The sequence below is a fragment of the Enterococcus sp. AZ109 genome, from assembly GCF_051714625.1.
GTDB lineage: Bacteria > Bacillota > Bacilli > Lactobacillales > Enterococcaceae > Enterococcus_A.
This window is the reverse complement of the sequence record NZ_JBIOSF010000001.1, coordinates 279,678-292,386: the sequence shown is the minus strand read 5'-3', so window position 1 is coordinate 292,386 and position 12,709 is coordinate 279,678. Positions and strand designations below refer to the sequence as shown.

At 38.8% G+C, this 12,709-nt stretch carries 10 protein-coding genes; 4 read left to right on the top strand and 6 right to left on the bottom strand.

All coding sequences use genetic code 11. The features are described from left to right. Window positions 1-13: 13 nt before the first annotated feature. The 3 genes from argC to IGI42_RS01370 form a co-directional block, all read right to left on the bottom strand. Window positions 14-1,045 carry an N-acetyl-gamma-glutamyl-phosphate reductase gene (gene argC / locus IGI42_RS01380; RefSeq protein WP_438713803.1) on the bottom strand — a complete coding sequence of 344 codons (1,032 nt, stop codon included), beginning with the start codon at window positions 1,043-1,045 and terminating at the stop codon, window positions 14-16. 410 nt (window positions 1,046-1,455) lie between these two features. After that, a complete protein-coding gene (aroD, locus tag IGI42_RS01375) occupies window positions 1,456-2,202 on the bottom strand; it encodes a type I 3-dehydroquinate dehydratase (protein ID WP_438713801.1) in 747 nt (248 codons plus the stop codon). A gap of 19 nt (window positions 2,203-2,221) precedes the next feature. Then, a complete protein-coding gene (locus IGI42_RS01370) occupies window positions 2,222-3,397 on the bottom strand; it encodes a Gfo/Idh/MocA family protein (protein ID WP_438713800.1) in 1,176 nt (391 codons plus the stop codon). A 145-nt stretch (window positions 3,398-3,542) separates the two neighbouring features. On the opposite strand from IGI42_RS01370, the gene IGI42_RS01365 reads away from it, so the two are divergent. From IGI42_RS01365 to IGI42_RS01355, 3 genes are all read left to right on the top strand, one after another. After that, window positions 3,543-4,436, top strand: a complete 894-nt coding sequence (locus IGI42_RS01365; RefSeq protein WP_438713798.1) for a LysR family transcriptional regulator — start codon at window positions 3,543-3,545, stop codon at window positions 4,434-4,436. A 1,204-nt stretch (window positions 4,437-5,640) separates the two neighbouring features. Beyond that, window positions 5,641-6,024: a hypothetical protein gene (locus IGI42_RS01360; RefSeq protein WP_438713797.1), complete on the top strand. Its 384-nt coding sequence runs from the start codon at window positions 5,641-5,643 to the stop codon at window positions 6,022-6,024. Between the two features lie 58 nt (window positions 6,025-6,082). Further along, complete coding sequence (locus tag IGI42_RS01355) at window positions 6,083-6,649, top strand: DUF2922 domain-containing protein (RefSeq protein ID WP_438713796.1); 567 nt, start codon at window positions 6,083-6,085, stop codon at window positions 6,647-6,649. A 343-nt stretch (window positions 6,650-6,992) separates the two neighbouring features. Here the strand turns inward: IGI42_RS01355 and IGI42_RS01350 are convergent, their stop codons facing one another. Continuing rightward, on the bottom strand, window positions 6,993-7,892 hold the full coding sequence (locus tag IGI42_RS01350) for a hypothetical protein (protein ID WP_438713795.1): 900 nt from the start codon (window positions 7,890-7,892) through the stop codon (window positions 6,993-6,995). 195 nt (window positions 7,893-8,087) lie between these two features. After that, window positions 8,088-8,936 (bottom strand): hypothetical protein, encoded by an 849-nt coding sequence (locus tag IGI42_RS01345; RefSeq protein ID WP_438713794.1) that lies wholly within the window; start codon window positions 8,934-8,936, stop codon window positions 8,088-8,090. A 441-nt stretch (window positions 8,937-9,377) separates the two neighbouring features. Between IGI42_RS01345 and IGI42_RS01340 the strand changes: the two genes are divergently transcribed. Next, the gene (locus tag IGI42_RS01340; protein WP_438713793.1) at window positions 9,378-10,964 is read left to right on the top strand and encodes a hypothetical protein; all 1,587 of its coding nucleotides are present in this window, start codon (window positions 9,378-9,380) and stop codon (window positions 10,962-10,964) included. Here IGI42_RS01340 and IGI42_RS01335 read toward each other — a convergent pair. After that, window positions 10,956-12,629, bottom strand: coding sequence for a formate--tetrahydrofolate ligase (locus IGI42_RS01335; protein ID WP_438713791.1), 1,674 nt, complete (start codon window positions 12,627-12,629; stop codon window positions 10,956-10,958). The genes IGI42_RS01340 and IGI42_RS01335 overlap by 9 nt on opposite strands. Window positions 12,630-12,709 lie beyond the last annotated feature (80 nt).

Below are 12,709 nucleotides of genomic sequence, written 5' to 3'. Positions count from 1 at the left end.
TTCTCCTTTGTCGTTACGGATACACAGGCACTAGCTCTAAGCCAGTCGTTTCCGGTACATTCATTAGTAAGTTTAAGTTTTGAATCGCTTGGCCGGCGGCTCCCTTGACCAGGTTGTCGATGACACTCACCACGGTAATGGTCTGAGTGGCTTCGTTGTATGCCATGCCAATGTCGCAGTAGTTTGAGCCAACCACCTGCTTGATGCAAGGGAAATCTTGCCCTTCCTGCAAGCGGATGAATGCTTTACCTTCATATTCAGCTTCGAAGGCTTGGCGAACTGCTTCGCTGGTCACGCCCTCTTTGGCTCTACAATAGGTAGTCATCAGAATGCCGCGAGTGACTGGGATCAAAGCCGTTGAAAATTGAATCGCTGGAATCTCTGCATCCCAGCTTTGCAGCTGTTGGATAATTTCTGGAATATGTTGATGCTGATTCAATTTGTACACTGACATGTTGTCGTTGGCCTCCGTATAATGGCTAGCCTCCGATAACTTCTTACCAGCGCCAGATAAACCAGACTTACCATCAAAGATGATGGAGTTCTTTTCAATCAACTGCTGCTTCACTAGCGGTGCCACCGAAAGGATCGCCGCTGTGGCGTAGCATCCCGGATTAGCAATCAATTTCAAATCCTTTGGCAGGTCGAAATCGGCTAAGCCGTAAGTAGCTTGTTCCAAGGCTTCGATTGGCGCGCTGGTCTTGCCGTACCATTTCTTATATTGAGCCGGATTCTTCAAGCGATAATCCCCGGACAGGTCAATAACTGGAAACTGTTTTTCGATAAAGGGCAATGCCTGATCTTTCGCGACACCAGATGGAGCGGCGAAGAAAACCAAGTCTGCGTTTTCCATAATTTTCTCAGGATCGACTTCTTTTAAAGGCAATTCGATCAGATGTTTCAAATGGGGGAATCGTCGGTCGATGGCTTCCCCGTTTTGTGAGTGACTGTGAATAGATACGATTTCTACATTAGGATGAGTGCTTAACAAACGTAGTAATTCTAGTCCGCTGTAACCAGTCACGCCGATAATTGATACTTTCAATCAAAAACCTCCGATCAAACTGCATAAAAATGCAATTAGTTGTTGTATAGTTTATGATTATAGAATTCTAATCTAGATAAGTCAATGCCTTTTTATAAACTTTTTGGATAAAATACGCAATTTTATTCAGTATACGCCTATTTTACCAGATTTATCCGCAATAATATTCATTTATGCATGGATTATCTGTATATCCCATCCGATTTTAGAACATCTAAGATTCGTAAACTACCGTACAGTCGCTGGAATCTCATCGGAATTTTGCTCATTACTGAAAACACAGTTAAAGAAAACGCATACATTAATTAGTCCATATAATAGAAGAAAACGGTATAAACATCCTCCAACTACTAATTTTGCGCACGAAAAAAAGACCAGGTGAAAGACTCACCTGATCCTAATTTCTACTACTATAATGATTCTAAGATAGTACGTAATTCACCAACTGATACTTGTCCTGGGGCAGAGGCTTTTTTAGCAGCGCCAAATGTAGCAGCTGAACCAAAGGTAGCACCAGATACACGGCTGATTACGCCTAGTTCGCCCATTGACATAGTAATCAACGGTTGTTTTGCATAATTATTGTACATTTCTTGCGTTGCATCCAATAGAACAATCACATCATGAGTGTCTTGCGGCATTACAGCAATCTTGCAGATGTCTGCGCCTTTGTCTTGCATTGCTTTTAGACGTGTGATGATTTCTTCTTTCGGTGGTGTTTTGTCGAAATCATGGTTACACATAATGATTTTGACACCTTTGTCATGAGCTGCTTTGACTAATTCAGCAACCTCTGCTTCCGGCATGAACAATTCCACATCAAGTAATTCGAAATTTCCGTGTTCCAAGAAGGTATGATACATTTCAAAGTATTGAGCGTCTTCCATCGGACACGCGCCGCCTTCTTTAGCAGTACGGAAGGTCACTAATAGAGGCAATTTTACTGCTTCTTTAACTTCCTTAATAAATTCCGCTGCCTTGGCAAAGTCAGTTACTTCTTCAAAATGGTCAATCCGCCATTCGATCATGTCGCAGTTGCTGGCTACAGCAATTTCTGCTTCTGACAAGACTTCTTCACGCGTTTTTCCCACTAAAGGTACGATGACTTTTGGCAAGCCTTCTCCAATAGTTAAATTTTCAACAGTTACGGTTTCCATTTAAGCGTTCACTTCTTTCTTAAAAATCTACTCTGCGTCCTTCTTCAGCTGAAAGATAAGCCGCATAGATAATTTTTATTGTATCATAAGCTAGGTCCAAACCGGAGAGTGGTTGACGATTTTCTGCCACACATTCTGCAAAATCTTGGAATTGAGCTAAATAGCCGCGTAAAGTTTCTTCCGCAACGAACACTTTGTTCCAGCCAGTTTTGTCTTGCAACTGTTCAGAAATATAAACATCGTCCAGATCATCTTGATCTAAGAAGTAAGTTTGTAAATTATCAGCTGGCGTAATATTGTTTACTAATGCGCTGTCGTTTGTATAAACTTCTACATAGTTTTTAACGCCGCCTAGCGTGTTATCGTTAGAAATAGATATTGCTTTAGTGCCATCAGTAAAGGTAATGATGACTGTCGCAAAATCTTCAGTATCAATCGATTTAGCTGGGAAGTAGCGTTTGTCATGTTCGTTCAAGCTAGGAGCCAGACGACCAGTTTCAGCGACAACGCTTTGAACCGCAATTTCTTCGCCGCGAGCTTTTGCTTCGATTTGTTTCAAGAACAACATACCACCGATTGGATGACTGCCTAGACGGATTAATGAACCGCCACCAGCTAATGACCAGTAAGCAGATGCTGGTGAAGTAGATGAACGGATACTTTCTTCACCCTTCATGTACATAATTTTGCTCTTCTTCGCTTCGATCATTTCAGCTGAGCGTAAGATATTTGGTGAATATACATAGTTTTCTGCATACATGAATAGACGATCAGATGCTTCAAATTTCTTGCGGCATTCGTCGATGTTTGCTAATAAGCTTTCGTACATTTTTGCTTTAGGTACTTTCAAGCCGATTGGTTCTTCGTCGCCTTCTTCACCAAAGTAACCAGTTAAAGGTTTTTCACAGATGACATGTTTGTTAGCATCCAAAGCTTCATAAGCCAAATCTAAGTGAGTTACTGGTGGCGTGATGATGTCCACTACATCTACTTCGGGATCTTCTAAGACTTGTTGGTAGCTAGTAGCCACTTCTTCAATGATGTCCCATTTGTCGCATAATTGTTGCGCGCGTTCTTGATCATTGTCGTACACGTACTTGATTCTCAAATCCACACCGCTGACTTTGTTGTAAGAATTTGTATGGAAATTCCCTGCAAATCCAGCCCCAATTAATGCAATCGTTACTTTTTTCATGTATAGATTCCTCCAATTATTCGTTTTTTAAAACGTTTACTTTCTATATAACAACTATAAGAATTTTCACTTGTGAAAACAATCGCAATTACGATTGATATTCATAACATTCATGTTATAATTTATAAAAAACTAGGAGCTGCCTATGAATCTACAAAATTTAGAAGCCTTTTGTCGTTTAGCTGAAGTTGAACACTATGGCAAGGCTGCCGATGAGCTTGGCATTGCTCAGCCTTCTTTGAGTCGGATGATTCGTCGGATGGAGGACGACTTAGGTGTCGCTTTGTTCAAACCAGTCGGACGCAATATCCGTCTTACAAAGATGGGAAAAATCTATTACGAGAAAGTCCGAAAAGGTCTGGAAGAAATCAAATCTGGCGCCGATACGATTCAGGACATCGTTGATCCTTATTTCGGTAGTATTGATCTTGGCTTTATATTCACTTTGGGACCGGAAATTATTCCAGAGCTATTGAAACAATTTCGCAGTGATCCGGAACGGGCGAATTACAAGTTTAAATTCTGGCAAGGCAACACACCACGCTTGATCGCAAATGCCAAAAACGAAATTTGTGATTTTTCGATTTGTTCCTATTTAAAAAACGAACCAGAAATCGAGTTCTTTCATTTATTAGATCAACCGCTAGTCGCTATTGTGGCTAAGTCACACCCTTATGCCAAACAAAAAAAGGTCTCAATGGAAGAATTATCCAAGGTTCCAATGATCGTCTGTCTAGATAAAACCTATTTCATCGAAAATTTGTTTAGAAAAGAGAAGCTGCCCTTAACGATTGCCTGCCGGGTGGAAGAAGATCAGGCACTCACTGGTCTGGTATCCATCAATTTAGGCGCAGCCATTCTGCCTTACAACAAGCTGATGAAGTATCACGATGTGGCAGTCTTGCTACTGGAAATACCGGTTTATCGCCCAGTCTATTTAGCCAAAAAGAAAGATATCCAGCTGCCAGCCGGAGCAAAAGCCTTCGAGTCTTTCTTAAAAAATAAAGAGTTTGATTTATCACTGGAGTTACCTTTTTAACTATAACCTCGAGTAAAAACATGCTGACTTTTCTTTTGCTAGCATGTTTTTTACTGATAATATAAACCTTTTTAGCTTAACAGTTAGCCTCAAGTAAAAATGAACTTTGTTGTTCTTTCGGCTAATATTTTGTTGGCTTGTATGATTTTCTATTTAGATAACACTTTAAGCTAGCTTATCTGGTGCTCCAAAATTCTATTTATTGTTTCTCTTCTTATTTTTCCCTTTAGCCCATAAATTTCAAAAGCTATACATATTGAGTTAAGTAGCCTAACGTTGAAACTACTTATAAGCACTATAGATCTACAAATAACGTGGACTTCGACTGTTAAATGTTGCTTTCTATGAAGTGATTATCCAATTAATAGATTTTTTTCTTGAGTATAGTTTTTTTCTATTATTTCTTTTGCGATATTTTTATTCCATAATCCGGCTGGTCATTTTAAATAACTAGTAATTCGTAAAAACTCCATTACCTACAGCATTTAATGTAACAATCCAGGAATTCCTCTACTCTATTCTCAGCTCAGTTACTAACTTTTTTTCCCCCCCTCTAACGTGCACCCTTAAAAATCAAAAACATTGATCTATCAACATTTTCCCATTTTCAACGTGCACGTTAGAGGGGTCTTTTGCACGTTAGCGTTTTTGTCTTTTTGCAAAAAATGATTTATCTTTTAGTCAACGGCCGGGACAAAAAAACGAAACCTAAGATTAAAACCTAAAAAAGAAAGCAGAAGGAAATAACAGAATGTGAAAACTTGGAAACGATTGGCAGGGCATCATCCAACCAGCAGTCGTAATATTAAAAAATGATTAGATCGATTTAAATAACTAATATTCAATAGACATCCCTTGTGTACTATGATTTCAAGAAGTATATAGGAACATATTCACAGCCTTTTTTGCTTACTTTTCGGTTAAATTGCTAAATAATTTTACCCTCCTCTATTTTGCAGGCTTTTCATGAAAAAAATTCAAAAATCCCGTCATATCAACATGTCAATTTTTTGACCGTGCAAAATAGAGGGGGGTTTTGCAAAATAGCACACGTTGTTTTTTCTGGAAAAACGGTTTATCTTTTAGTTAACGGCCGAAGATAGAAAGCAACTCTAAAAAAATCAAAAATACAATCATAAAAAATTGATCGATTGAAAATAACAACTAGAAGAAAAATCACTAAAAAAAGAAAGTAGGAATTACTATGTCACAACAACCATTTACCGACTATCAAATCTTCAATCTCACCCGCGAGACACTCGAGCAGCGTATTGGAGAATACTATGACGAAACACAAGATGGTGCCACTACCATCAAATTATTGCTGGCTTTACGGGTTCGCTACCAGTTAGGCGCAGAGGAATTCGCATTAGTCTTGCAAGATCTAGTGAAATATTTATTCACGAAAACTAAAGCGACCAGAACTATGAAACGCTTCTTCTATTACTTCGCTGAATATTTTGACACTGCCGAATGGAAAAAATTGTGTTTAAGAGTTTTTCCGATTCGTAATTTCATTGAAAAAGCTAAATCAATCGCTGGATCACTCATTGCTCAATTCCGTCCATCAGAAACGGCGGTACCTTGAGACTGTTAACTTGTTGTCCTGTCTCTCATGCTAAAAACTTATGAAAGGAGTTATCAAAATGATCAAATTAGTTGGAACATTCTTGAACGATGCCGGAAAGAAACACAATCTGATTATGAAGGACCCGAATACTAACTTGAGTCCCGAAGTAGTCAGAGAGAACTTAGAACTACTAACCACCTTAGATCTCTTTGAAAAAGACGGCGTGGCTTTGTTTCAAGAAACAGTCAGTGCGAAATATGTCGAAACGATTGAAACACCGATTTTCGAAAAGGAGGAAGTTTTCGGAGATGCCGATGAACCAGTTACTTTAAATCAATCGTTATTGAATCGCATGCCAGCCACCGAGCAAGCAGAAGTACCTGAAGAAGAGAAGGTCGAAGCAGCGGAGAATCATCAAAAGTTAGAGGAGTTAAAAGCACAAAGCAGTTATCGTGATTTGCCACAAGTACCGACGGTTTCACTTGAGAAACCAAAAGAAGAAGTTTCAGAGGTACCTGCCGAAGTACCTGAAGATGCACCCGAACAAGAAACAAAACCAAAACCCTACAATCTGATCTCACAACTGATCCACAGAAAAAACCGACGAAAAGCGCAGGAAAAACAGAAGAAAAATCTCAATTAAGCCGCCCACAAGTGCATGAATCGCTTCACACAAAACAAACCATCGGCAAAGGTTGGGCACTTTACAGGTGATCTATTCGACCATTGACAATTTCATATTCCTTATTAAATCAAATACATTTCGCTCGTTAATTCGTCGTCACCATTTTAACCAGTTTACCTTTTGTTTATTCGACCATTTCGTTAAAAATGTAGCCAATAGGTTCCGATGAACTAGTAACTAATTATGAAAGACCAACGATTGTCACAAACTGACTATCGTTCTGGAATCAGCAAAGCGTAAAAAGCCACAGACATGTTTCACGTCTACGGCTTTCGTTTGTCACATTACTTGTTTTCTATGTTTAATTCATTAAGTCAGTATGCTCTAATACATCGAGACTGCCTCTGTCTACGATATAGCGATCCACTGGTATGTCTCCACCACCCATACGTGTGATTGTATATGTCTCAGCTGATTTTTGTAGTTTACTAGAACCACCACCACCGGACCCACCTTGCTCGTTTACGCCGTAAATCACGATGGTAGAATGTTCATTATAATTTTCACGCCAATTGACATTGAACGACCCACTAAAATATTCAGCGTTGTTTGGATTGTCCATGGTTTTATTCAGTACATCAACTGCCTCTTGAGTCGATGTCCAACTATTAAAATAGAAACGAGTTGGTACAGCATCGTCATTCGGATAAGAATAGCTCAAAGGAACCAGTTCTAAATAGTATGAATAAAGACCTTTGCCTACTCGTATTGTTAGCTGATCACGGGAAGAGCCTTCTGCAATGTTCTCACCAATCGGCACAGTAAAGCTTTTGCCATCATCACTAATAGCTAGTTGGGATGGCAGATCAATTACTGCAAAAGAATCTGGCGCATCGAAATGTGAGAAACTCATCTGATTAGGCGCATGTCCAAAAACAATGACGAGATCATCATCAGCAGTACTCCAAAAAGAACTTTTCCCATTTGGAAAGAGTATTTCATTCAAAAATTCAGCCGTTAATGATAGTCCGTCTTCGTTGTTTTCGCTCGTTGTGGTACTAGATTCTTTTGTGGCAGACTGTGTTACCGATGTTTCTGTTATTGTTTCTGCCGTTGTGTCCGCTGATTCTGCTGATGCATTTGTTGTTGATTCAATCTGGCGTGTTTCAGAAGTACTTGCAGTCGACGCTTGTTCTTTCGGTGCACACCCACTCAATGCAAGACAAAGCATACCTAACAATACCCAAAACTTTTTACCCATAAAACCCCTTCTTTCCTATGTTATGTGACTAGCTGCAACACAAATATCCATCTACAATCTAATTTCTGATTAACAAGTATTGCTAAGAATAGATTTCCTAAAATATTGAAACTTTTTGCTAACTTACAAAATAATTTCCTGATTCTAAAGCTGCTTGAGGTCCGGCTCTTTCTAAATTTACTTCACTTTCATGCCTTATTGTTTAGTAGTTCTATCATTGCCGAATATATCTTTGTCATGCAGATACTTCGAACCGTCGCTACCATATGTGACCTTATTTCCGAATAAATCTTTGCTATGGGTATACTTGGTTCCATCGTTGCTCCAACTTACATCGTTGCCAAATAAATCTTGGCCATGCCTTATTCGAGAACCATCACTGCCATAGGTTGTTTTGTTCCCAAACAAATCTTCGCCGTGGGTATACTTGGTTCCATCGTTGCCCCAAGAAGAATCATTGCCAAATAAGTCCGTTCCATGTCTGAAGGAACTAGAATTTCCATGTGCTCTCTTTGATAGGTCATTCGTATAATTTTTTGTAGGTGGCGTATAGTTATACGAAGAATATCCGCCACCACCGCCATAGTGAGAATAGGAAGTTTTAATTTTCATTCCTTCTTCGATGGCATTCTTTGTGTTGAATCTGCACGCTGCAATCATTGAGCCGATAATTACTAATGTTTGCAGCCAGTCCAAATGATCAAATCCAAAAAGAGAGAACAGGAAGATTGCAATTGAAACAACCATTGCAGCAATAATTGTAAAAAGGAATGATAAAACAGGCGTAACTAGTCCAAGCCAAATTTTTTGAAGCGCTGTTCTATTCCTCCCCCAAGAATCCCCTAAGCTATTTGATTTTGTGATCCCCCAGAAAAGACCGCCGCACACTGAGAAGATAATAATTAATAACCATAATGATTCATTAAAAGTGCCTTCGCCAGTACTAAAATCAATATCAATAAAAAAAGGGACATAAAGACCTAACATAAATCCATGTACAGCGCCCATGAGAAGAAACGTAATTAGATTTGCAATTTTGCTCATCAAAATCACCTCTTTTTTTATTCTTATTTTAATTATACAAAACAGTGACGATAATTTATACTTTTTTATTCAGCTAGTTGAATATGTCGCTTCCCTTTTCATTTTTTCAACCTATTACAAAAAGATTGGAACTAACAGAAAGAAGACTATCTTTCTCAAGCGTTCTCTTTTTCATCTAGTTATTTTAACTAATACGCTCATTTTTCAAATTTTCTATACAGGATGTTCACAAATAATTCATATTTTCACGCTATTATAATAGTACCAACAAAACAACCCTAACACTTTTTCATTTTTAACTCCTTGCTAGTCGGCCACCCACCGATTAGCTTTTTTTGTTTTGACAACAAGAGAAACAGAATCGAGCTCGCTCAACCGTTAGATGGTTGCGCTTTAGACTTTACAGCTATCTCATTTGGGAGAATTGCTTTTTCCAAGACCATGAAAAAGCAATTTTATTTTCGCACGCCTACCATTCCACTAGACAGCTTGAACTATTTATTAGTGTATGACGATCATATTTTCTTTATAATAAATATACTGCGAAAAGTGGAACTGGCAGCTATCTCATTTGGGAGAATTGCTTTTTCCAAGACCATGAAAAAGCAATTTTATTTTCGTTCGCTTACCATTCCACTAGACAGCTTGAACTATTTGTTAGTGTATGACGATCATATTCTCTTCTATCTAAATATACTGCGAAAAGTGGAACTGGCAGCTATCTCCTTTAGGGGAATTGCTTTTTCCAAGACCATGAAAAAGCAATTTTATTTTCGTTCGCTTACCATTCCACTAGACAGCTTGAACTATTTGTTAGTGTATGACGATCATATTCTCTTCTATCTAAATATACTGCGAAAAGTGGAACTGGCAGCTATCTCCTTTAGGGGAATTGCTTTTTCCAAGACCATGAAAAAGCAATTTTATTTTCGTTCGCTTACCATTCCACTAGACAGCTTGAACTATTTGTTAGTGTATAACGATCATATTCTCTTCTATCTAAATATACTGCGAAAAGTGGAACTGGCAGCTATCTCCTTTAGGGGAATTGCTTTTTCCAAGACCATGAAAAAGCAATTTTATTTTCGCACGCCTACCATTCCACTAGACAGCTTGAACTATTTATTAGTGTATGACGATCATATTTTCTTTATAATAAATATACTGCGAAAAGTGGAACTGGCAGCTATCTCATTTGGGAGAATTGCTTTTTCCAAGACCATGAAAAAGCAATTTTATTTTCGTTCGCTTACCATTCCACTAGACAGCTTGAACTATTTGTTAGTGTATGACGATCATATTCTCTTCTATCTAAATATACTGCGAAAAGTGGAACTGGCAGCTATCTCCTTTAGGGGAATTGCTTTTTCCAAGACCATGAAAAAGCAATTTTATTTTCGTTCGCTTACCATTCCACTAGACAGCTTGAACTATTTGTTAGTGTATGACGATCATATTCTCTTCTATCTAAATATACTGCGAAAAGTGGAACTGGCAGCTATCTCCTTTAGGGGAATTGCTTTTTCCAAGACCATGAAAAAGCAATTTTATTTTCGTTCGCTTACCATTCCACTAGACAGCTTGAACTATTTGTTAGTGTATAACGATCATATTCTCTTCTATCTAAATATACTGCGAAAAGTGGAACTGGCAGCTATCTCCTTTAGGGGAATTGCTTTTTCCAAGACCATGAAAAAGCAATTTTATTTTCGTTCGCTTACCATTCCACTAGACAGCTTGAACTATTTGTTAGTGTATAACGATCATATTCTCTTCTATCTAAATATACTGCGAAAAGTGGAACTGGCAGCTATCTCCTTTAGGGGAATTGCTTTTTCCAAGACCATAAAAAAGCAATTTTATTTTCGCACGCCTACCATTCCACTAGACAGCTTGAACTATTTATTCGTGTATGACGATCCTATTCTCTTTATAATAAATATACTGCGAAAAGTGGAACTGGCAAAAAAAGACCAAAGCTGTGTAAGCCTTCGATCTCTTCACAATAATTTTGACTATTTAGAATAAGCCAATTGCATTTCCGTCCTTGTCGACGTCCATGTTCAAAGCGGCTGGTTTTTTTGGTAATCCTGGCATCGTCATAACATCACCCGTTAAAGCAACGATGAAACCTGCACCAATTTTCGGGACAAATTCACGGATCGTCACAGTAAAGTCAGTTGGTGCTCCTAGCTTCGCAGCATCATCAGATAGTGAATACTGTGTCTTCGCCATACACACTGGCAAGCGATCCCATCCGTACTTTTTAAAGGTTGCTAGTTGCTGCTTGGCTTTCTTGCTGTATGAAACGCTAGAACCGCCATAAATTTCTTTGACAATGGTCTCCACTTTTTCTTGCAGATCATCATGTTCTGGAGTAAAAATCGAAGTGAAGCGTGCATCACTTGTTTCAATCGTCTCAACCACGGTATTGGCTAGATCGATTCCTCCGTCAGGTCCTTTGCCCCACACACTAGCCAATTCAACCTTCACATCTTCTGCTTCACATAGTTCTTTTAATAAAGTGATTTCTTTATCAGTATCGCTAATGAATTCATTAATCGCTACTACGACTGGCAAGCCATATTTCTTCATATTAGCAATGTGCTTAGCCAAGTTACTGAAACCTGCTTTTAATGCTTGAGTATTCTCTGCACTTAAGTCTGATTTTGCGATACCACCGTGCATTTTTAAGGCGCGGATAGTTGCGACAATTACTACTAGATCCGGTGCTTTACCTAGACTTGGCACTTTGATGTCTAAGAATTTTTCGCCACCAAGATCTGCACCAAAACCGGCTTCAGTGACCGTGTACTCCCCACAATGCAACGCTGTTTTAGTCGCAAGAATACTGTTACAACCATGAGCAATATTAGCAAACGGTCCACCATGAACAAACGCAGGTGTTTGATAAATAGTTTGAACTAAGTTTGGCTTGATTGCTTCTTTTAAAATTAAAGCTAGTGCGCCTTCGACTCTTAAATCACCTACAGTAATTGGTTCACGACTGAACGTATAAGCTACCACAATGTTAGCCAAGCGGCGTTTTAAGTCAGTAATGTCCGTAGACAAACATAAAACGGCCATAATTTCACTGGCAACAGTAATATCAAACCCGTCTTCACGAGGGACACCATTGATTGGTCCGCCTAGTCCAGCAACGATATTGCGCAACTCACGGTCATTTAAGTCCACTACCCGTTTCCAAATAATTCTACGCGCATCGATACCTAATTCATTTCCTTGATGGATATGATTATCTAACAGGGCTGACAAAGCATTGTTAGCAGTAGTAATCGCGTGCATGTCACCAGTGAAGTGAAGATTGATATCTTCCATTGGTAATACTTGGGCATAGCCACCGCCAGTTGCGCCCCCTTTGATTCCCATTACCGGACCTAATGATGGCTCCCGCAAGGCAATGACTGTGTTTTTACCGATTTTATTCAGCGCATCTCCTAAGCCAATCGTTACGGTAGACTTGCCTTCACCCGCCGGAGTAGGATTGATCGAGGTCACTAAGATTAATTTTCCTTCTGGTTGTTGATGAATACGATTTAAAGCGGAAAAATCAATTTTAGCTTTGTATTTGCCGTATAATTCAAGATCCTCCGCTGTAAGGTTTAGTTTTTCTGCAATTTGCGTAATCGGTGCTAATTCGGTTGCTTGAGAAATTTCGATATCTGTTTTCATAAATATTCCTTTCCCGAACGATTATCATTTTAGGTGCTATTTTATTCGTTCATTCACATTATAACGAATTTTTTTGAGAA